This window comes from Streptomyces sp. NPDC001709 (assembly GCF_053596375.1).
The window spans coordinates 1-1,220 of sequence record NZ_JBSFGB010000152.1 but is presented as its reverse complement, the minus strand read 5'-3'; the positions used below and the strand labels follow the sequence as shown (position 1 = coordinate 1,220).

The 1,220-nt window shown below is 72.0% G+C and carries 1 protein-coding gene; it reads left to right on the top strand.

Annotated features, from left to right (window positions below):
* On the top strand, positions 1-1,220 hold a 1,220-nt coding region (locus ACWC0C_RS48375; protein ID WP_450871556.1), incomplete at both ends, for a homocysteine S-methyltransferase family protein.

Sequence of the window (1,220 nt, the reverse complement as noted above, 5' to 3'; positions counted from 1 at the left end):
GCTCGCGAGGTCGCCGACGAGTTCACCGCCCAGGACGGCCGCCCCCGCTGGGTGCTCGGCTCCATCGGCCCCGGCACCAAGCTGCCCACCCTGGGCCACGCCCCGTACACCACCCTGCGCGACGCCTACCAGCGCAACGCCGAGGGCCTGGTCACCGGCGGCGCCGACGCGCTGCTCGTGGAGACCACCCAGGACCTGCTCCAGACCAAGGCCGCTGTGCTGGGCGCCCGTCGTGGCTTGGACGCGCTGGGTGTGGACCTGCCGGTGATCGTGTCCGTGACCGTCGAGACCACCGGCACCATGCTGCTGGGCTCGGAGATCGGCGCGGCGCTCACCGCGCTGGAGCCGCTCGGCATCGACATGATCGGCCTGAACTGCGCCACCGGCCCGGCCGAGATGAGCGAGCACCTGCGCTACCTCGCCCGCAACGCCCGTATCCCGCTGTCCTGCATGCCCAACGCGGGCCTGCCGGTCCTTGGCAAGGACGGCGCCCACTACCCGCTGACCGCGCCGGAGCTGGCCGACGCCCAGGAGACCTTCGTCCGGGAGTACGGCCTCTCGCTGGTCGGCGGCTGCTGCGGCACCACGCCCGAGCACCTGCGCCAGGTCGTGGAGCGCGTCCGGGGCCTCACCCCGCCCGAGCGGCGGCCGCGGCCCGAGCCCGGCGCCGCGTCCCTCTACCAGACGGTGCCGTTCCGCCAGGACACCTCCTACCTGGCCATCGGTGAGCGCACCAACGCCAATGGCTCCAAGAAGTTCCGCGAGGCCATGCTGGAGGGCCGCTGGGACGACTGCGTGGAGATGGCGCGCGAGCAGATCCGCGAGGGCGCGCACATGCTCGACCTGTGCGTGGATTACGTCGGCCGCGACGGTGTGGCGGACATGGAGGAGCTGGCCGGCCGATTCGCCACCGCCTCCACCCTCCCGATCGTCCTGGACTCCACCGAGGTCGACGTCATCCAGGCCGGTCTGGAGAAGCTCGGCGGCCGCGCGGTGATCAACTCCGTGAACTACGAGGACGGCGACGGCCCCGAGTCCCGCTTCGCGAAGGTCACCAAGCTCGCCCGGGAGCACGGCGCCGCGCTGATCGCGCTGACCATCGACGAGGAGGGCCAGGCCCGCACCCCCGAGAAGAAGGTCGAGATCGCCGAGCGGCTGATCGACGACCTCACCGGGAACTGGGGCATCCGCGAGGACGACATCCTCATCGACACCCTGAC